This window comes from Isosphaeraceae bacterium EP7 (assembly GCA_038400315.1).
Taxonomy (GTDB): domain Bacteria; phylum Planctomycetota; class Planctomycetia; order Isosphaerales; family Isosphaeraceae; genus EP7.
Genome location: CP151669.1, coordinates 18,403 through 37,505, shown reverse-complemented (window position 1 = coordinate 37,505; position 19,103 = coordinate 18,403). Strand labels below are relative to the sequence as shown.

General features: G+C 65.8%; 19 protein-coding genes. 7 read left to right on the top strand and 12 right to left on the bottom strand.

Annotation, left to right across the window (positions count from 1 at the left end; genetic code table 11):
• The first annotated feature begins 19 nt into the window (after positions 1 to 19).
• Together EP7_RS28155 and EP7_RS28150 are read left to right on the top strand one after the other, a co-directional pair.
• Positions 20 to 490, top strand: a complete 471-nt coding sequence (locus EP7_RS28155; RefSeq protein ID WP_463528550.1) for a TadE/TadG family type IV pilus assembly protein — start codon at positions 20 to 22, stop codon at positions 488 to 490.
• A complete protein-coding gene (locus tag EP7_RS28150) occupies positions 481 to 1,878 on the top strand; it encodes a pilus assembly protein TadG-related protein (RefSeq protein WP_463528549.1) in 1,398 nt (465 codons plus the stop codon). Before EP7_RS28155 ends, EP7_RS28150 begins: the two co-directional genes overlap by 10 nt.
• Positions 1,879 to 2,451: 573 nt before the next feature.
• On the opposite strand, the gene EP7_RS28145 is transcribed toward EP7_RS28150, so the two are convergent.
• A complete protein-coding gene (locus EP7_RS28145) occupies positions 2,452 to 2,703 on the bottom strand; it encodes a hypothetical protein (RefSeq protein ID WP_463528548.1) in 252 nt (83 codons plus the stop codon).
• A 171-nt stretch (positions 2,704 to 2,874) separates the two neighbouring features.
• On the opposite strand from EP7_RS28145, the gene EP7_RS28140 reads away from it, so the two are divergent.
• A complete protein-coding gene (locus EP7_RS28140) occupies positions 2,875 to 3,042 on the top strand; it encodes a hypothetical protein (protein ID WP_463528547.1) in 168 nt (55 codons plus the stop codon).
• 251 nt (positions 3,043 to 3,293) lie between these two features.
• Here the strand turns inward: EP7_RS28140 and EP7_RS28135 are convergent, their stop codons facing one another.
• The gene (locus EP7_RS28135) at positions 3,294 to 4,523 is read right to left on the bottom strand and encodes an IS4 family transposase (RefSeq protein ID WP_463528546.1); all 1,230 of its coding nucleotides are present in this window, start codon (positions 4,521 to 4,523) and stop codon (positions 3,294 to 3,296) included.
• Positions 4,524 to 4,705: 182 nt separating this feature from the next.
• On the bottom strand, positions 4,706 to 6,139 hold the full coding sequence (locus EP7_RS28130) for a hypothetical protein (RefSeq protein ID WP_463528545.1): 1,434 nt from the start codon (positions 6,137 to 6,139) through the stop codon (positions 4,706 to 4,708).
• 488 nt (positions 6,140 to 6,627) lie between these two features.
• On the opposite strand from EP7_RS28130, the gene EP7_RS28125 reads away from it, so the two are divergent.
• A complete protein-coding gene (locus EP7_RS28125; RefSeq protein ID WP_463528544.1) occupies positions 6,628 to 7,095 on the top strand; it encodes a putative quinol monooxygenase in 468 nt (155 codons plus the stop codon).
• Positions 7,096 to 7,300: 205 nt separating this feature from the next.
• On the opposite strand, the gene EP7_RS28120 is transcribed toward EP7_RS28125, so the two are convergent.
• The 7 genes from EP7_RS28120 to EP7_RS28090 all read right to left on the bottom strand — a co-directional run bounded on the left by EP7_RS28120 (position 7,301) and on the right by EP7_RS28090 (position 15,621).
• Complete coding sequence (locus EP7_RS28120) at positions 7,301 to 7,537, bottom strand: hypothetical protein (protein WP_463528543.1); 237 nt, start codon at positions 7,535 to 7,537, stop codon at positions 7,301 to 7,303.
• 567 nt (positions 7,538 to 8,104) lie between these two features.
• Positions 8,105 to 9,163, bottom strand: a complete 1,059-nt coding sequence (locus EP7_RS28115) for a hypothetical protein (RefSeq protein ID WP_463528593.1) — start codon at positions 9,161 to 9,163, stop codon at positions 8,105 to 8,107.
• Positions 9,106 to 10,572, bottom strand: a complete 1,467-nt coding sequence (locus EP7_RS28110) for a recombinase family protein (protein ID WP_463528592.1) — start codon at positions 10,570 to 10,572, stop codon at positions 9,106 to 9,108. Before EP7_RS28110 ends, EP7_RS28115 begins: the two co-directional genes overlap by 58 nt.
• 314 nt (positions 10,573 to 10,886) lie before the next feature.
• Entirely contained in the window at positions 10,887 to 11,675 is a 789-nt protein-coding gene (locus EP7_RS28105) for a hypothetical protein (RefSeq protein WP_463528591.1), read from the bottom strand.
• Positions 11,676 to 12,529: 854 nt separating this feature from the next.
• Complete coding sequence (locus EP7_RS28100; RefSeq protein WP_463528590.1) at positions 12,530 to 13,990, bottom strand: MFS transporter; 1,461 nt, start codon at positions 13,988 to 13,990, stop codon at positions 12,530 to 12,532.
• A gap of 134 nt (positions 13,991 to 14,124) precedes the next feature.
• Positions 14,125 to 14,874: an SDR family NAD(P)-dependent oxidoreductase gene (locus EP7_RS28095; RefSeq protein ID WP_463528589.1), complete on the bottom strand. Its 750-nt coding sequence runs from the start codon at positions 14,872 to 14,874 to the stop codon at positions 14,125 to 14,127.
• A 63-nt stretch (positions 14,875 to 14,937) separates the two neighbouring features.
• Entirely contained in the window at positions 14,938 to 15,621 is a 684-nt protein-coding gene (locus EP7_RS28090) for an SDR family NAD(P)-dependent oxidoreductase (protein WP_463528595.1), read from the bottom strand.
• Between EP7_RS28090 and EP7_RS28085 the strand changes: the two genes are divergently transcribed.
• Positions 15,529 to 15,726 carry a hypothetical protein gene (locus EP7_RS28085; RefSeq protein WP_463528597.1) on the top strand — a complete coding sequence of 66 codons (198 nt, stop codon included), beginning with the start codon at positions 15,529 to 15,531 and terminating at the stop codon, positions 15,724 to 15,726. The two genes, EP7_RS28090 and EP7_RS28085, sit on opposite strands and share 93 nt — an antisense overlap.
• Here the strand turns inward: EP7_RS28085 and EP7_RS28080 are convergent.
• Positions 15,693 to 16,169 carry a nuclear transport factor 2 family protein gene (locus tag EP7_RS28080; protein WP_463528588.1) on the bottom strand — a complete coding sequence of 159 codons (477 nt, stop codon included), beginning with the start codon at positions 16,167 to 16,169 and terminating at the stop codon, positions 15,693 to 15,695. The two genes, EP7_RS28085 and EP7_RS28080, sit on opposite strands and share 34 nt — an antisense overlap.
• Positions 16,170 to 16,275: 106 nt before the next feature.
• Between EP7_RS28080 and EP7_RS28075 the strand changes: the two genes are divergently transcribed.
• Entirely contained in the window at positions 16,276 to 16,698 is a 423-nt protein-coding gene (locus EP7_RS28075) for a winged helix-turn-helix transcriptional regulator (protein ID WP_463528587.1), read from the top strand.
• A gap of 719 nt (positions 16,699 to 17,417) precedes the next feature.
• Here EP7_RS28075 and EP7_RS28070 read toward each other — a convergent pair.
• The gene (locus tag EP7_RS28070) at positions 17,418 to 18,167 is read right to left on the bottom strand and encodes a glucose 1-dehydrogenase (protein WP_463528586.1); all 750 of its coding nucleotides are present in this window, start codon (positions 18,165 to 18,167) and stop codon (positions 17,418 to 17,420) included.
• A gap of 162 nt (positions 18,168 to 18,329) precedes the next feature.
• Between EP7_RS28070 and EP7_RS28065 the strand changes: the two genes are divergently transcribed.
• The gene (locus tag EP7_RS28065; protein WP_463528585.1) at positions 18,330 to 18,722 is read left to right on the top strand and encodes a winged helix-turn-helix transcriptional regulator; all 393 of its coding nucleotides are present in this window, start codon (positions 18,330 to 18,332) and stop codon (positions 18,720 to 18,722) included.
• The last annotated feature ends 381 nt before the right edge of the window (positions 18,723 to 19,103 follow it).

Here is a 19,103-nt window from a genome sequence, read left to right as displayed (position 1 = left end):
GGAATTCCCGGGAGGGATCATGCTCGCCAGCCGAAATTGCCGCCGGCGACGCGGTGCGGCCATGCTCGAAGCGGCACTCGTCCTGCCCGTCCTGTTCATGCTCATCTTCGGCCTGGTCGTCGTCGGGATGGCCGTCTCCTGCCATCAGCAGGTGACCCTGCTGGCCCGCGAGGGCGCGCGTTACGCATCGGTGCACGGGGCAGGCCACGCAAAGGATACCGGAGGGGCCGAGGCGACGGAGGAGACCGTCTACTCGCAGGCCATCCTCCCCAAGGCCGTCGGGCTCGACCCCGGCCAAATCACCTCCACGGTGACGTGGGACCACTCGAGCAAGTCGCCGATCTATCAGCCCACCGGATCGAGCACCCTCTACCGGATCAATTACGTCACCGTGGTGGTCAGTTACAAGTGGCGGGCCCCGTCGTTCCCGGGGTCTGCTGCCAGGACGATCACGCTGACGAGTACGTCGAGGATGCCGCTGTGCAACTGAATCCCAGGGAGGCCGCAGGCCGGACGCACCGTGGGGTCGAAGCGAAGCCGGCCGGCTCCGCACTCCGACGGCGGGCCCCTCGCCGGGGGGTGGTCGCCGTCCAGTGTGTCCTGGCACTCAGCGTGCTGATGGGCGCCGCAGCTCTGATCGTCGACGGCGGCATCCTGATGTCCGAGCGCCGCCACGTACAGGCGGCCGCCGACGCCGCGGCCCTGGCTGGCGCCATCGACCTGTACAAGAACTATGCGACCCACGCCGGGGTCGATACGCCCGGCTCGGCCGCCGATTCCGCCAGGGCCATCGCCCTGGCCAATTATCCGGCGGACCCCGCCAACGTGGCGGTGACGGTCAGCATCCCTCCCCAGTCCGCCGAGTCCTCGTCCTACAACGGCAAGGCCGGCTACGTCGAGGTCAGGGTTACCTACGCTCAGGAGCGGGGCCTCAGCACCATCTGGAGCTCGTCGAGGATCCCGGTCACCGGCCGAGCGATCGCGAGGGGACGCTGGGCACCCTCCGACTTCGCGATCCTGACCCTCGCCCCCACCGGCGCCGCCGAGTTCAACGTCTCGGGCGGCGGCTCCGTCGAGGTCAACGGCGGGTCGATCATGGTGAACTCCAACGACGTCGGTGCCCTGAAGAATTCCGGCGGCGGTTCAGTGAAGGCCTCGTCGATCGAAGTCGTCGGCGATTACACGGGCGGCGGTTCGTTCTCGACCACCCCCAAGACCGGCTCAATGCCGATCGAGGATCCGCTTAAATTGCTGGCCGCACCCGCGATACCATCCCCCGGCAATTTCACGATGACGTCGATACCTAACTCTAATGCAAAGCGGTACACACTCTCGCCCGGGGCCTACGATGGTAACGGCGGGACGCCGATGCCCTCGTTCAAAAGCGGCGACGAAGTAATCTTCAAACAGGCCGACGCCAACTCCGCAGGTGGCATCTACTACCTCTACAAAGGGCTGAAAACCTCCGGCGTCACCATGACGATGGGCGACGGGACCGGCGGGATGATGTTTTACAACGCCGGAGTCGGCTCCAGCGATGGCTTCTCGATCACTGGCAATGCCTCGGGGACGGTCAATCTCTCTGGCCTGGACGGGACGGCCAGCTCCACGCGGGCTTACAAGGGCCTGATCTATTACCAGGCCCGGGGTTCGACGCAGGACGTGAGCGTCGCCGGCAACGGGAGCTTCACGCTGAGGGGGACGTTCTACGCCCCGAGCGCCGCCCTCAAGGTCACGGGCAATTCGAGTACCCCGCCGTCGACGATCGGCTCTCAATACATCGCCAACTCCCTGACAGTGAGCGGCGGGGGGGCCGTCGTCCTCGACTACAACAGTGGGCTCGTCGCGCCGGCCCGGTTCATCGGCCTGGTCGAGTAACACCGGATCTCGCGGGCCGTCCCCGGATGGTCCGCCCCCCTCATCGAGCGATGACCGTCAGTTCCAAAACTTGGAATTCGGACGTAGAAGGGGGATGAATCACCAACCTTACCCCGGCGACCTGACCGAAGCCCAATGGGCCATCCATCAAAGACTGGCCATGCCTACGGCCCCCGGTCGGCAAGCCCGGATGCAGGGCCTGATGCGGGAGAATCCCATGTTCTCGACGCGAACAATTGCCAGCCTCCGGGCCAGCGTCGGACCCATCCGTTTTTCGTTGCACTCAGGAAAATGGATGGGATTGCGCATCATTTCGGTCGAATAAGGCGGGAGTCCTTGGATGCGAGCAAGCCTCTGGTCCTCGGATTCGACTGACCCCCCTTGGCTCGCATGACGGACCTTCCGCAGGCCTCGCGGCCTCGGTCGGCCGCCGGGACCTGCTCCAGGTTTTCCTCGAGCAGGCGGCGGCTGAGGCGCGCACCGGCCCCAAACTATTTCCTGCGGTCGCAGGAAATGGTTGACGCTCGTCCACCGGGACGCGACCCACTCAGAAGCCGCTGATCGAACTGAGGCTCAACGCCCGCCCAGCTGCCGGCCCAGCATCCCCGCCAGGCTCTCAATGGATCGCTCGCCGCATCGTCCGTGATTGGCCAGTGCGTGGTTGGACATGGAGGCCCAGTCCTTGGCCCTTGCATAGCGGAGGATTGCGGCGACGGTGGCCAGGTCCCTGCGCTTCAGGCGTGGGTCGTCCTGAAGCCTGTTAGGGATGGCGGAAAAATGGTCTTTGACAGCAGCAGCAGCGCGCGTAGAATCGACGTAGCTCATCCGGGGTCAACTCCCGTGAGTGCACGCTGAGGCGGTGCTGATTACACCGAACCGCAGCAACCAGAGATACTTGGCCCCGGCGAGAGTTAGCGCTCTCCCCGGGGCCATCTCTTTAATCGCGCCCGCCTCTCGCAAGCAACGCGAGGGGCGCAAGATCTCCGAGGACCGACGATGCGGCTTACCAAGCAGACGGCCCAGCAGAAGCACGTGGCGACTGCTCCCGATCAGGGCCGATCCCCGGCGGCGCTACCACTGACGGTCGCCGGGCAGGCCTCGGGGTTGAGCCGCCGGCAACGTCTGGCTCTGGCCGCGAAGTCGCGGGGCCGGAAGTGGGCCTGACGGTGCTCGCCGCACCCGGGGATTGGCCCGTCAGCGTCATCTGCGGGTCAAATTTTCCGGACATCCGCAACGTTGCCAATCGTGTTCGGCACCGGGCATGCTGAGCCTGGGCCGTGATGGTTCGAGGCCGGCACCGGCCTCGAAACACGGACGAACTCTGCTTATTCCGATCCGGTCGCGGCAATCGGGCCTTCGCGACGCGCAGCGTCGACCGCCACTCGACCCGGCGAAGGGGGGGCGGTGGGGACGATTCAGGGCTTGGGCGGGGCGGATTCCCGGGCCGCCAGCTTCGCCAGGTGGGCCGTCATCTCCTCCAGGCTCGCCAGGCCCAGGAAGTCGTAGCAGAGCATCTCGTAGGTTCGACGCGCCGGCTTGCGGCCCGTCGAATGATTGATCAGCAGGCAGGCGATGATCGCGCAGTACGTCTCCAGCAGGATCCCCTTGGGATGCTCCCAGAGCAGGTGGTTGCAGCCCAGCGTTTGCTTGAAGAACCGGAAGAAGATCTCGACCGTCCACCGGTAATGATCGATCAATGCGATGATCGCTGCCGGCACGTCCGTGAGGTTCGTCGCCAGCAGCAGTTCGCCGTCGCTGGAGGGGCCCGCGGTCTTGCCCTTGCGGCCGCCTCGCTTCTCGTGCGGCTGCGTTTTCACCGCGACCAGCCGCGTGGCGTGGCCGGGACGCCGGGCGACGGCCGACGACAGGCCGAGACTGACGATCGAGTCGGAGGCGACCCCGGCGGCGATGGCCTCGTCGGTCAGGGGTCGGGACTCGACGACCTCCACCCGGCTGTTGTCGCGGATTCGGCAGACATAATCACTCTTGGCATGCACGATCGCGTTGAAGAGGGTGAACTGGCCGAACCAGCGGTCCATGACGTAGGTGCGCCCGGCCTCGGCAGACTTGCGGAGCACGGCCTTCTCGTCGGAGTCGCCCGAGTTGGCCGGACCGGTCAGCTCGACGCGGGCGGGGACCGAGCGGTCGACGTCGAAGTGGACGTGAAGCCGCCAGGCATGCCGCGGCGTGCCGTGCCTGCTGTCCAGCCAGGCCGACTCGACCATCCTCGGCAGGGCCTTCAGCAGGGTGCCGTCGACGGCCGTCAGCGGGTTCTTCAACGCGGCCAGTCGGGGGTCCTTGGCGACGCCACGGACCTCTCCGGCCAACTCGGCGATGACGCCCGCGAGCGCCTCGGGATCGAAGAGTCGCGCGGCCTCGGAGAGCGATCCGGTCGCGGCGTGGGCGACGCCGAACCGCTTGCGGACGTGTCCCAGGTCGCTGACCTGCGAGAGCGCCCGCAAGCTGCGAGCGACGGGATTGAACATGGCCAGGGTGACCAGCGAGGCGAGCTGATCGAGGTGAAGCGTGCGATTCTTAGCCTTGTCGCGGTGACAAGCGTGGTCGTGGAGATGGGCGAAGAGCGGCCGGATCCGACCGAGAATCTTCAGCCCGGCGAGGTTCCGGAGCTCATCGTGAGTGCCCATGCCCGACAATTCTGACGGAGAGGCGGCGGTGGCGCAAGAGGAAATCGATCAAATCGGGTGACGGCCGCATGCGCAAAACCGGTGCCGAACACGATTGCAACGTCGCCAGTTTCCCGGCCAACTCCCGGCGGACTTCGCAGGCTTCGACGTCGGCCTGGGCCGGGCAGATCCGGGGGTGCCGGTCACTCTTTCGTGAATTGGAACGCGTACAGTTTCGCGCGGCGCAGCTTGACCTGGATTCGCACCGGGCGCCCCGCGATCGCGGAGACGTCCGGGCTGCCCCTCCAGTGGACGGCCTGGTCGATGAAGTTGCCGCCGATCTCCTCGCAATCCTCTGCGGCGAAGCCCGGAATCGGCCGCCCCTCTTCGTCGAGCAGGCCGACGAACGCCGTGCCCATGGCCCCGGTGTCGATGTTCAGCCTCAGCCGACTGCCCTTGAACCTGACGGCGGGCGTCGTGAGTGACCCTCCCCGGTGGTCGGCGTCGGCGGAGACGAACCCATCCAGCCGTTGCCGCACGACGCCTACCCCTCCGAGCTGTCTGGCGGCTTGGTCGTACTCGGGCCGAAGGATGGCCGAGTCGTGCAGTCGCCCGCTGGAGTAGTAATACTGATAGAGGTAGTTCCCCCGACGAACGATGCCGGGTCCCGTCACCGCATACCAGCGGTCCCACTCGTCGGCCAGTCCGGTTGCGACATAGGGTTCGCGGTTCGGTCGTGACCATTTCACCCCGTCGCGGCTGACGGCCAACTGTGTCTCGAGCATGCCGAAGTCCTCCCACTTCCCCCCGGCCCTCGGTTTGACATAGGGGTTGCGCTGAGGAGAGAAGTGTCGGAAGCTGCTCGGGAACATGAGGTAGACGTCCTGGGCCCAGGGATAGAGGGCCGAGGCGTTGTAGTAGAGGTCGGAGTGGGGGTCGTCCTCCGCGTCGGCCTGGAGCACGACGTCCACGTTCCCGGTCGCGAAGAACATGCGGTCGTTGCCCGACTTGCGATATGGCCAGGGCTTGAGCGGGTCGTCGGTCTCGATGCGGCCGATCCTCCTCTGATTCTCCGAGTCGTAGGAGAGGGCTCGCGTATAGATCACGTATTTGCCGATCCGATTGTCCCAGTGGACGATCGTCGGATTATCGGTGAAGAACGGGAGTACCTGGCCGGACTCGTTGAAGTGCTCGCCGTCGGCCGAGTAGCTGGCGTAGACGCCGTGCACGGCGGGGTCGAACGGCTGGCCGGACTTGAGGCGGAAGAGCTTGTATCGCCTCGCCGGATCGGCCTCGTGGAGATCGAGGAAGATCGTGGGAAAACCGCCGCCGCCGAGCTTAGTCCCGGTGCGGCGGAATTGGAGGCCGTCGTCACTTTCCAGGACTTCGGCATCATCCGCGCCGAGATACATGCGAACCTTGCCGCCGTCCTCGATCACGCGGCCGACATGCCCTTGAAAGGGCGTGCCGTGTTCGTCGCGGAGCAGGCCGAGCTTCTGGGGCGGATTGGCGTGCAGCTCGACCCGATCGCTCTCCGTGATGAAGCGATGGTCGATGAAGAGCTGCTTGCGATCGGCCACGTCGATCGGGGCCGGCGGGGCGGCGAGCGCCAAGAGCAGGAAGAGGGCGTGGGACATGGGCTGCCTCGTGCGAGGTCGGGACGGGCCTGGCGTCCCGCGTTACCCGGGCCCCTCGCGGTTGCCTCGGGTGACGACGCTCACCCCGGGCCGTGCTGGGTTCTGCATTGCCGCAGCGAGGATTGGAACGGGTGCCGGGCGTCGGAGCAAGGCCCGCCCTAGGCCGGCCGTCTTGGCCGAAGGTCACGCCCTGCTGACCGCGGTCGGTACGCTCACCTCGCCGTCACCCCACCGCCCAGCAGTCTGACCACCACCTCGGCACGGTTGCGTAGCCGCCTGCCGGCCGTCGGGTCGTTGACCAGGCCGGCCACCGCCGATGTCGCCCCTGGCCCGGCCCTCGTTGGGCACCGGAGAACTGCGGCGGAGGGCGAACTCGGCTATCCTGGTAACGCCGAGCATCGTTCGCGAATGACGAGCTCGACTGCGGACGACTGCCTCATCCCGACGGGTGCGAGGCCGATCCGCCGCCCGCCGTCGAAAGGACCACCATGAGCAGTGAAGCAAACGAACCCTATCCCGGCGAGGCGATGAACCTGGCCCCATTCCCAAACCCGAGCCCGGACTGGTCGCAGGACGACCCGTCCCACCCGGGCTTCATGCTGAACGGCCTCGACGACACGCCGGGTCGGAAGGCGTACTACATCCACCTCGAGGCCAGGCCGGGCAAAGAGGAGCTACTCCAGGCCTTCCTCCGGGACATCAACGCTGGCGTCGACCAGGAGCCGCTGACTGGCCCATGGTTCGCCCTTCGTTACTCGAAGACGACGTTCTGCATCTTCGAGGCGTTCCCGGACGCCCAAGCCCGTCACGCGCACGACAACGGGCCGGGCGGGCACAACTTCCTCCGTTCTGAGTTGCTGCGCGAGGTGCTTGCCTACCCGGCGCAGATCCATCGCCTCGACGTGCTGCACGGCAAGTTCGGGGTCATGCTTGGTCAGCCGGTCAAGCCTGCCTGAAAGGGGGCATCACGCAGGAGATAGCAACCGTGCCACCTGGCCGGCCAACTCACGCAGGTCGTCTCGTGCCCCGGGGTCGGACAGGATGACGGCGACCGCCTCAGAGACCTACTGCCTGACCTCGGGCTCGACGGGCCAACCCTGTCGTAGCGACTTGGCCAGCAGTCGCAGGTCGGATTTGCGGGTTAAGTCGAGACTGGTCGTGCTATCGGGCACGGCCGGCGTCCTTCAGGTTGGAGCCGTTGAGCACCACGACGGAGGCCGCGGCCCTGACCTTCACTGCGTCGGGGCAGCGGGGGCCCTCGACGACGGCCATGGGGCGCCTGGCGGCCCTGGCTCGGACGGCGACGGTGACGTCCCAACCTTGCCCGACGGCGGCGGCGAGCATGCGGACGTCGACCTTCTTTCGCATGCCGAGGCCGGCCAGCTGGTGGGGGGACATCGCCGTTCCCTCGTTTCGAGTCCGGACGCCGCGTTAGCGCACGCACGGTACCCCGTCGCCGCGACCTGCCGGGACGCCGGAAGCCACCGTCGTAACGACTTTTTGAATCGGCAAACTCTTGGCAAGACTGCGATGGCACCGGCCGGTCGCGTGTCAGCCCGGCGTTGATCCGATGATGGTGCGCGATGAGGTGGCAAAACCATCGGGCCGGGATGCCTCGCAAGGACCTCGGAATCGACACATCCTGGTTGATCATGCCGCGCAACTTCCGACCTCGGCCCCGACTGCGGCGAGTGCATCCTCTTGACGAAAGGCCGCATGCTGCCGGGTGCCAGCAGGGGGCATTTCGTCCAGGAGGGAGATAGCACCATTCCCAATTAATCCGTGGGCAGAGCACCGATCCCTCGGCCCCGAGCGGCGGCCAAGGCACGTGGGCAGGGCCGCGACGCGATGGCCTCCGACGCCGCCGGCCTTGGCCATGACGGGGACCCGCGGCGGCGGCGTCGTGTCTGACCGCTAAAAAAAGGGGCAGGCCTTTCGGCCTGCCCCGGGGGACGACTGCTGCGATCAGGCCGCCCGGCGCGAGCCTGGCCGGCGCGGCAGCTCCTTGCGGCGGGCCCGGCCGTCGGGACGGGCCAGGCCCCGGTCGCGGAACCAGAGCTCCAGCGACCGCCGCACCAACGGGACGCTGTGACGCACCTGCGCGGCGATCTGCCGCAGCGTCAGGCGCTCGTCGTAGAGCCGCTTGATCTCGCCGGCGAGCGCACGCATCGGCGGCTGGGGGGCGTCGGGCTGGGGGAGCCTGGCCTGGCGGGCGCGGCCGTCGGGCAGGGGGGTGCCGGTGCGGGTCGACCAGGCGAGCAGGGCCCGCCGTGCTAGGTTGTAGGTGATGCCCAGGCGGGCGGCGATGGCCTTGATCTCCAGGCCGTCGTCGTAGAGGGCCTTGGCCGCGTCGGCGTGGCGCTCGGCCGGGGTGGGGTCGCGGTAGGCGATGACGATCTCCTCCCCGGAGGAGGCGGCCGGTTCGCCCGGGGGCCGGCCCAGCAGGTGGGCGGCGAGCCGGACGTGGCAGAGGGTGAAGCGCCCCTCGAGCCAGCCGGCGTGGGCGGTGGGCTTGCCGCATTGCCTCAGGTCGATGCGGCCGCCGGTGAGGATCCCCAGGACTTCGCGCAGCCGCGCGGCCGCCTCGGGGCCGGCGTCCGTCGCGGGCTCGAGCCGGGAGCCGAGGCCCCCCAGCCAGGCCCGCACGTCGGAATCGGTCGGCGTCGGCAGCGGGCCCCGCCCGGTGGCCTCGAAGTGACTCCGCTCGCGGCGGATCTCGGCCAGCTCGCGCCGGTATCTCGCCAGCCGTTCGCGGGTATCGCGGCGTTCCTCGGGGTCGTCGCCGGGCTGCTCCATGAGCAGGTCGATCGCCCCGACCTTCTGCTTCTCCTGCCTGTCCAGCGCGGGGCGGCGGCTGGGGTCGGCCGCGGCGTCCCGCTCGTTTTGTCGTAGCGCCGCCTCGAGGATCATGGCGGGCAGCTCGCCGTCTCCGCGGATGGCCGCGGCCAGGGCGGAGCAGGTCAGGCTCAGGGCCCGCTCGCGGTTGAGCATGCTGAAGAGGGGACGCTCGGCGGGGGCCTGCATGCGGCAGCGTTCGCAGACGAGGAACTTGCCCCTGCGCCCGCCGGCCTGGAGCGATCGGCCGTGGGCGGTGCAGTAGAACAGCCCGCCCAGGGCGTTGGGACGGTGGTCGTTGGGTCCCCCCTTCCGGCGCCGCGGCCGACGGCGGCGGGCCGTCGGCCGCGGCGGCGCTGGACGCGGTCGAAGAGGTCGTCGTCGACGATTCGCAGGGACTCGTCCTGCCGGGTCCGCAGCGGCTCGGCGCGGCGTACCTGGCGGGAGTAGTCCCTGGTGGGGCTCCAGATGGACTCGGTGGCCCCGTAGCGGGCCTCGCCGCGATAGATGGGGTTGGACAGCATGCGGCCCAGGATGGTGTCGCTCCACAGGCCGTCGGGGCTGCGGCGGGGCCGCGGGGCGTCGTCCTCGGCGTTGAGGTCGCGCACGAGTTGGGCGATGCTGACGGCGCCGTCGGCGTAGCGGGCGAAGATGGCCCGGACGACCTCGGCGGCCTCGGGCTCGACGGCCAGGATGTTGCGGGCCCCGCCGCGGCCGTCACCCCCGCCGTCGCCTGGTGCGGAGCGGTAGCCGAATGGGTAGGAGGAGCAGACCATTCCCCGTTCGAAGCGGCTGACGTGGGCGGCGCGGATGTTGGCGGCGTAGGCGGTGGTGCCCTGCTCGTCGATCATGCCGTGGATCTGGAAGAGCAGCCTCCATCCGGGGGTGGCTGTGTCGATAGAGTTGGCCGGGAGGATGACGCGTGCGCCGCAGTCGACGACGACCTCCTCTACGAACCTGAGGACGCGGTACTGCTTGCGATGGAGCCGGCTGGAGGCGATGCAGAGGAGGACCGAGGCCCCGCGGTCGCTGAGGAGCCCGGTGATGCGTGCCAGCCCGGGCCTCCTGCCTGACCGCCCGGAGGTGGCGAGGTCGAAGGCGACGTTCTCCTCGGGGACGAAGACGCCGGCTCGGAACGCGGCGTCGCAGCAGGCCCTGACCTGGTCGGCGATGCTGTCCTGGTGCTTGGTGGAGTACCGGGCGTAGATGCAGCCGATGGCGTCGGCCCGCTCGCGCGGCAGCCGGGCGTGGTAATCTCGGAGGATGTCGGCGATCTCGGAGGATGTCGGCGACCTGCCGCGCGGTGTCCCGCCGGTGGCCGTCGTCGAGGGGCTTGTTTCGGCCCCGCTGTCGCCGGAAGTTGTCCATGGGATGGTCGTCTCGTGTGGGGCCGGCCGTGCCGGCGGCGCGCAGGGCCTGCGCACCGCCGACGGGGGGGCGTGTCGGGATCGGCGTCGCCGATCCGAGTTTGGTTTGAGGGGCGTCGGTACGTCGGTGCCGCGGCCGTGGGGTTCGGATCGGATCGCCCGGTGGCGGGCGATGGGCTCGCCGTCGCGGCGGGCCTGCGGTCTCTCGGCCGTCTCAGGGGGTCGCGTCATCCGTGCGTCGCGCCCGGTCCCCGTCCGTGGGGCCGTCGCGATGTCGTGCCTTCCAGTCGTCGGCGAAGAGTCGTCCCAGCAGGGTCGCCAGTCGTCGTCGCGCGTCGTGGTCGGCCGGCACGGCCGTATCGCGTGGGCGTCCTTCCTCGCCCGCTTCTCCTGGTTCGTTCTTCCATAGTAAGTCATCTCGGCCGGAAGTCATAATCGCGCATTCCCCGGTAAACGAAGGCGTTTTCGAACAATCTGAAAACTATTTTGGTCGCCCGGTGTCGGGCGGCGCCGCGAGTTGTCTCCGGGTGCGGCCCGTCGTATCGTCAGGTGATGGCGACGAGGAAGGGCCGCGAGACGCTCGCGGCCTGAAGTGGCCGGTGGGGGGCGGCGATCGCGGCCAGGAGGTCCTCGTCGTCGACGGCCTCGGGAGCCACGCTCAGGCGGCCGCGCATGGCGTCCAGCAGCCCGGGCCTGAAGCCGGGGTCGGCACAGTCGGCGTCGGCGAGCCGGTCGATCAGGGCGTCGAGCCGGCGGGGATGCCAGGCACGCGGGTCGTCGGGGAAGTCCCGCGGGATCAGCCCGCGTGCTCGGAGCACGGCGGCGGCGGGGTTGGCCAGGTCCCGGCCGCGGAAGTCGGCGACGTGGGCGAGGGGCTCGGCCTTGCCGCCCTGTTGGTCCTCGGGCCCACGCAATGCGGCGGCGAGCCGGTGCATCGAGATGGCCGTCGGCACGGAGCGGTCGCGGAGCAGAGTGGCCAGGTCGAGGGCGACGCGGCAGAGGTCGCGGCGGTCGAGGATCTCGGCGCGGCCGACGCCGGGCCCGGCCACCTCGAGTATCCGCCGCGGCGAGCCTTCGAAGGGTCGGTGCCCGTCCCCCGGGTCGTGGATCCTCAGGGCGAGGCGGTCGTCGATGCGCCCCAGCAGCGCCAGGCGGAGCCCGGATGCGGGCACCCTGTCGGCGTCGAGGACGGCACCATCCCGGGAGTCGAGCAGGCAGGCGGCGTGGCGGTGGCGGGGGAATTTGCGTGCGTCGAGGAGTCGGATCCTGTTGCGAACCCCGCCCCTGGGGCGACGTCTGGCGGGGGGCGAGGCGGCGAGATGGGCGGTGCTCATGGTCGGGTCTCCGCTTGGTTCACGGGGTTCGATGGCGGCGGCCGCGGCGACGCGGCGGGGCTCACCATAGATGCCGCGAAATCGGCGGAAATTTAGGGGATCCGGCTCACGGCCCGCTCCATCTCCCGCTCGTCGAAGGGGGGGACTTCCCCGTCGGGGAGGAACGCACGTCGTGCCGAGGCCGGAATCCCGAGATGCGAGCGCATGTCCCGGAGACGCCATGGCGTGGGTCTGCCTTCACCGACAAAAACGTGCGGCTCCACCGATGAAGCGTATTATTTCGGGTGCAAACAAGTCTTCAGCCGTGAGCATCGATCCGACACGCCTGCCATCGGGACGCTCGAACGCCGACGTCGGTCGTCCCCCATCTCGACGTGGCGGTTCATCCGCTCGTCGGGCCAGGCATCGAGTCGTCGGCCCTGGAGGAGAGGCTCGACGCGGCCCGGCACCCTTGATGACTCGCGTCGCACGTCTTCGCGTCTCTCGCCGGAGTCGATCGAGCCATCAACGCGCGAGACGAGTCCGGTGGCCGCTCGGAGTCGGTTCCAAAAGCAGGGCGTCCAGAGTCATGCGACGAGGAGTCTCGGAGCGATGACATGACGCTCGGCGTAAATGTCTCGAGCCCACTTCGACGACTCCTGCCGGATGCCCGGCACTGCGTACTCGTCCTTCGATTGCGGACTTACATGACTCAAAATGCGTAATTCTGTGGGTAATACGTCTTGCTTGATTGCAGACGGCCAATAAACCCCTTTATGGTGCAACGAGCGACGAGCGACGAGATGCGAAAGCTCTTCGGGCTTCTCGGACCGCTGTGATCTCACGCGAGGTGAAGAGCCCGAGCGTCGTGAGTGTCAAACTTCAAGGCTGCTCAACCTGGAAGTCGATTGTCGCTCAGGGATCGCCCACCAAGCGATACATGCCGCGATGGTCGAGATGATGGCCGCACCAAGGAACGCTCCGGAGAGGCCTCCTACGAACTGCCCCGGCACGGCAGGGATCGCATAGATCGACATGATCGCAGCGATACCGAGTGCTCCGCCGATCTGCTGGTCCATTTGCAGGAGCCCGGAAGCGGCCCCCGCATGCTCGTCGGGGACGCCGTCCATGATCGCCACGGTGCCGGGAGCAAATACCAGAGCGATGCCAATTGCGTGGATGAACATGGGCAGGAGCACGGCCGGGAAATAGGAGCTGGTCGCACTCAGCATCGCGAATCCGACCAGGCTTGAAGCCACAAGTATGCTTCCATTGATCAGGAGTAACCTGGCACCGAATCGCTCGATAAGCTGCGGGACGAACTGAGTGACAATAAACACGGTCGCAGTCAGGGGCAGGTAAGCAAACCCGGCGGCCAGCGGGCCGAAGCCGAGGACCTGCTGGAGATACTGGACGACCAAGAAGAGCATGGAAAAGTGCATGCCGACGACGATCGCCATGACGGCCAGCCCGCCGAGCCGTGCTCGATTGCGGAGCAGGTCCAATTCAAGCAATGGTTCGGCGATACGCCCTTCGATTCGTAGAAAAGCGAGGAGCAACACCGCGGCGGCAACGAAGGCCGGAATCGTCCCGATCGATGTCCACCCGTGGTCTGCCGCACCGATGAAGCCATAGACGATCGCCAACGACCCAAGTGTCGCAGTCGCGGCACCCCAGATATCGAGGCGGGCGGGCGTTCGCGGCGTCTCCGCGACCAGGATCCTGACGAGGATGAGGACGAATGCTCCGACGGGCAGATTGATCAGGAGTGACCATCTCCATGAGAAGAAGTCGGTGAGGACGCCTCCCAGGATCAGCCCGGCCGATGCACCGATCGACGACACCGCGATGAAGAGGGAGAGCCCGCGGTTCCGCTCGACTTCGTCACGTGCCATCACCGTAATCAGCGCCAGCACGCTAGGACCGGCGACCGCCGCCCCCATGCCCTGGAGCAGCCGCGCCAGGATGAGTACGGCGGGCGACTGAGCGAACCCGCCGAGCAACGAGGCCGCCAGGAAGAGCGCGAGGCCCGCCTGGAACGCACGCACTTTCCCGTAGATGTCGCCCAACCGCCCCCCGAGCAGCAGGAGGCCGCCGAAGGCCAATGCGAAGGCGTTCGGGACCCAGGAGAGGCCGGCCGTGCTGAAGCCGAGGTCCGCCTGGATTCGCGGCAGGGCCACGATGTCGATCAGGAAATCCATCTGCAGCATGAACTGGGCCGCAAGGATCGTGCCGATGGCGAGGATCCGTCGAGTCGAATTCGATGGGGCGATTTCAAAATCTTTGGGAGGCATATTGTCACTTCCAGATAAATTAATTTTATCGAATCGATGCATCGCTTCTCCGCCCCGACCGCTTGCTCAACTCCGACCCTCGCTGTTCCCGGAAGAGCCTGATGTTCAGGCCATCGGCACGCAAAATGGGTCCAGGAGATGCATCGTCGAGGATCGATCGCCAGCATTCGGATCGCTCAGGTCCTAAGAATTCCACCGTCCACTACAAGGTCGGCACCGTTGACGAATGCCGCTGCGTCCGAGGCCAGGAAGACGGCGGCGTCTCCGATCTCCTCGGCGTTTGCCACGCGTCCGAGGGGGACACTGGCGGCCAGTGCGGCGATCTGCTGCTCTGTTTCGTCGGGCCCGAAGAACCGCAGCATTCCCGGCGTCTTGACCGGGCCAGGGCTGAGCAAATTCACTCGAATCCCCGTGCCCATGAGGTCCAGGACCCAGCTCTCGACGAACGCTTTCACGGCCGCCTTTGAGGCGACATAGACGCTGAAGTTCCGATGATTTCGCCGGGCCGAGACCGAGCCGACGACGATGACCGACGCTCCCCTGGTGAGCAGCGGCAGGGCTTTTTGCACGGTGAAGAGCATCCCTTTGGTGTTAATGTCGAAGATGCTGTCGTAATGCTCCTCGGTGATCTGCCCCAGCGGCAACAACGCCCCGATCCCGGCATTCGCCACCAGAATATCGATCCGCCCATACTGGTTGCGGACGCTGGAGAAGAGTGTGTCGAGGTCGGACAGGCTGGAGACGTCGGCCTGCAGCCAGGACGCTTTCCCTCCCAGGAGGGCGACCGCCGCTTCGAGCTCGGGTTGCCGACGTCCTGTGATCACGACCGTGGCGCCCGCGGCCACGAAACGCTGGGCGATGCCGAGCCCAATGCCGGCACTGCCGCCGGTCACCAGCGCGATTTTGTCCTCAAGAATTCGAGTCATTGTTTTCTCCTTCGCATTTGTTAACGGATTCGAGCACGCATTCATCCGGAACGGAGCTTCGTCTTAGACTTGAGAAGCCCCGCCGTCTGCGAACAGCTCGATCCCGTTCACGTAGCTCGACTCGTCACTCGCCAAGAACAGCGCGACGCTAGCAATCTCCTCGGGCTCGCCGATGCGGCCGATGGGGCTTCGACCCGTGAGGAACGTGAGGCCCGCCTCGATGTTCTCGGGGCCGATCGCATCGCGAAGGGACTGGGTGTTGACGGGGCCGGGGCTCAGGACATTGATGCGGATTCCCGACCCTTTGAGATCGAGGACCCAGCTGCGGACGAGGTTACGAACCGCCGCCTTCGTCGCGCCGTAGACCCCCATGCTCGCGCCCGGCTGGAGGGAAGCCGTCGAGCCGACAACGACCACGGAGGAGGCCTCACCCAGGAGGGGCATCGCTTGCTGGATGGCGAAGATCTCGCCCTTGACGTTCGTGCCGAACATACTGTCGACCTCTTCGTCGGTGATCTTCCCGAGCGGCGAGTAGGTGCCGCCCCCCGCGTTCGCGACCAGCACGTCGAGCCGCCCGTGCTTCGCCTTCACGTCTGCATAGAGCGCGTCCATCTCACTAGATTTCGAGACGTCCGCCGCGAACGAAGAAGCCCCGTGCCCGATCGCGGCGATTGCGGCATCGAGCGTCTCCTTGCGCCTTCCGGCGATGACAACCGTCGCGCCTTCTTCCGCAAAACGCTTCGCGATCGCGAAACCGATTCCGCTGCCGCCGCCGGTTACGACGGCGATCTTTCCCTCAAGTCTCTTGGTCATAATTTTCACTCTATTTTTGTGTCCGACGTGCGGACGTGATGTTTTAAATCTCCGAACAACCTCGGCTCAACCCGCCTCTCGACGAACCGCCAATCTCCATTCATGCGTACGAAGCGGTCGTGGTATTTGCCCGTCACGATCGGCTGGAGCGGGAAGTCGGTGTGCGCCTGGAAGACCGTGAAGTAGTTGGTCGAGGTGGCCGCATTCGCATTCTCATCGACATCGATGAGGTAGTTTGTGTTGACGTGCCATGTCTTGGGCGTCCCGTCCTCGTGGACCTGAACTCCGTTGAGTAACTGCCGATGGATGGCCTCTTTGCCCTCGGCCCGCAGGTCAATGACGGTGAACGAGGCGTCTTTGAGGAGTTCCGAGACCTCCTCGAAGCGGCCCGCATCCAGGAGGTGAGCGTACGTGGAGCAAAGCCTCTGGATTGCCTGCTCGCTCGCAAGGGCGGCGGGTTGTTGCGATGGGTTTTGAATCATAGTTCTCCTCCGTTAAGGACAATGGTATCCTTAGGGTACCTGGTGTCAATTAGGCACTTAAATCCCACTAGGTACCTTAAAAGTAACCTAGTAACGGGGATTGGAAATGGCAAAGGATGTCGGAGACCTGGCCATGACCACCGGCGAGGAGTCGAAGGAAGTTGCCGAGAAGTATCAGCTTCTCCTCGGCGAGATCGCCGACAAATGGACGGTGCTCATCCTCTCGAATATCTGCAGCAACCGTGGAAGCCGATTCAATCAGATCCGTCGCGAGGTGGGCGGAATCTCGCAGAAGACGCTCACGCAGTGCCTACGCAAACTCGAGCGGAGCGGTCTCATCAAGCGGACGGTCATCCAGGCCGCACCCTTGGGCGTGATGTATACGCTCACCGACCTCGGCTCGACACTTCACGAACCCCTAAGTGCGATGGCCACTTGGGTAGACCGGTATCTTGCCGAGGTGATGAAGGCTCAACAAGGTTTCGACCAAGAGCTCGGGAAGCATTCAACCGGAACTCCCATGGACTAGGATTGGAGGACCAAAATGGGAACTACTCAAATATGTGAACAATTATCGAATAGTTTACATGGAAAAACTATCACTAGTTAATAAACCAGCCAGTCGGTTTTGCCGGAGATAATTCCCTTCATCTCCGGCAATCGGTCTGGAGTTAACGGCTGCCGTTTTCGTCATCTCGGTCGGCGTCTTCAGTTGAGGGCTCCTCAGGCAAAAATAGAGAACGGAAGAGACGCTCTCCCGAGCCGAGTAGACGCACCAGGAGCCGAATCCATGAGCCGGATTTACCTACCTAACTACCTCCCCGACCCTCGCATGCTCGACTCCGTCGGCAATCGCATGGCCGACCGAGCCGCCCACCTTGCATTGCTTCGAGCATCGCAATCGAATCCTTGCCCGTGGTCGATTCACTCGAACGGGCTCAGAGCGGCGTTCCCTCAGCGACCTGACCACCGCCTGCCTGACTTGCCGCCGTTGAAGTAACGCGGAACTTTGGGGGATGTCGAGAGCCGTCCAGGGCGTCCCCCAAATTGCATCCTTGCAACCAATTGGAGCTAAGCCAAGTCGTGCAGGATAACCCCCTTCATCCTGCACAAGCCTCCTACGACGAACTTTATCATTTGTGAAAGGCGTCACGCTCCCCTGCGATGAGCAATTGGCTCTCCCATAGGATTGCCACCCGACGTGAACTGAAGGACGCCCCCTCCTCGCAGGCGGTAGGGAAGTCGGAACTACATGGCACACACGCCGCCATCGACGGGCAGGGTATGGCCGGTGACGAACCGGGCTTCGTCCGACAGGAGCCACACGATGGCAGCGGCGATTTCGTCGGGCTGGCCAATCCGCCCCATCGGCACGAAGGCGGCGTAGCTGTGCGGGTCGCCGCCCGTCCCGTTCGCCAGGAGCGGAGTCTCCACCGGGCCGGGTCCGACCGCGTTCACCCGGACGTTCGACCTGGCATAGTCCAGTGCCGCCGACTTCGTCATGCCCGTGACGGCGTGCTTGGTGGCGACGTACAAGCTCCAGCCGGGGTATCCATTCAGCCCGAAGATGGACGACGTGTTCACGATGCTCCCGCCGCCCGTCCTGAGCATCTCCTCGATTTCGTACTTCATGCAGAAGAACACGCCCTTGATGTTGACGTCGAACAAGGCGTCGGCCTTGTCGAGGTCCTGCTCGTGGAGCGGCACCTGCTCGCCGTCCATCCCGGCGTTGTTCACCGCCAGGTCCAGCCGCCCGAACTCCTTCACCGCCCTGTCGACCAGGGCCTTCACATCGGCAGGCTTGCTCACGTCGGTCCTATGGAAGACGGACTTCCCGCCGTCTCGCACGATGAGGGCCACGACCTCCTCGCCCTTGGCCGCGTCGCGATTGCCGAGTACGACGGACGCCCCGTCCCTCGCCATCGCCAACGCCGTCGCCCGACCGATGCCGCTCCCGGCACCGGTCACGACCCCCACCTTGCCCTTCAAGTCCGCCATCGTCTTCCTCCATTCCGAGCGTCGGTTGAATCGACAACGACCGCCGAGCCGCCGTTCGTGCTTCAGGGTCAATGTCTTGCCTTAGCAATAGATGCGATTCCAAGGGTCGATTCCGCAAGTAGGAACCGTTTGGTACCCTAGGGGCCAAAAAAGGACGAAATCATGGGCGACGATATGACGGTCTACGGCAAGGACTACCTGACCCGCCGTCTCCTGGACGTGGTCGGGGACCAATGGCGGCCCATCGTCATCTTCATCCTGGGCAAGGGTCTGAAGAGGTACGGTGAGTTGCAACGCTGCCTGCCTGACGTGTCGAAGAAGATGCTGACGCAGACGCTCAGGGTCTTGGAGCACGACGGGTTGGTCAAGCGGACGGTCTATGCCGAAGTGCCCCCGAAGGTGGAGTACGAGCTGACCCCGCTGGGACGTTCCTTTCTGGAGCCGGTGACGTCGCTGTGCCGATGGGCGACGACCCACACGGAAGATCTCGACGCTGTCCTCGCGTCTCGCAAGAAGTCGGACCGGCGGAAGAAATCGCTGCCAGGTGCCAAATAGGCCCCGTCGCCGATTCTGCGGTTACGCCCTTCGACAATTAATGGAGGCCCCAACCGAACCGTCCGATTACAGGACATAACGCCCTTTATGAACTGTAAAATTTTTTATCTACGCCAATGCATTTATGTGTTCCCTGCCCTCCGCAGGATCCTGACGACCTGGACCTGCCCCCACGGCCTGCATCCCCGCGTGGTGTGCCCTTCGTCGTTGAGCCTCCCGGCGATGGCGATAGGCATGGCCGGCCATGTCAGGAGGATGCACGAGTGGGTTACAATGCCCTCGATTCCATGAGCCGCACGCACGATACCTTTGCGCGATCGACACAACATGAACAAGCGACCGAAGCGATCGCGGCCGATGACTGGGCGAGGCCGACAGGCG